Below are 229 nucleotides of genomic sequence, written 5' to 3'. Positions count from 1 at the left end.
CCTGCTGGATGGGCTGGTCGGCATCCTCTTGATGGTGCCGCCGGTGCTGCTGGCGCTGATCATCGCTGTTATCGCCTGGCTGCTGCAACGCTCGCGACCGCTTGCCATCGGCGTCTTTCTCGGCCTGATCTTCATCATCAACCAGAACCTTTGGAAGCAGACGGTGCAGACGCTGGTGCTGGTCGTCGCGGCCGCTGCCATGGCCATGGCCATCGGCGTGCCGCTCGGC

At 64.6% G+C, this 229-nt stretch carries 1 pseudogene; it reads left to right on the top strand.

The features are described from left to right. Positions 1 to 229: pseudogene (locus AC0L3S_RS39830) on the top strand (choline ABC transporter permease subunit); the annotation flags it as partial.

The sequence above is a fragment of the Bradyrhizobium sp. Ken01 genome, assembly GCF_055807355.1.
Note: the sequence above shows the minus strand (reverse complement) of the source record. Positions and strands in the feature narration are given on the sequence as shown.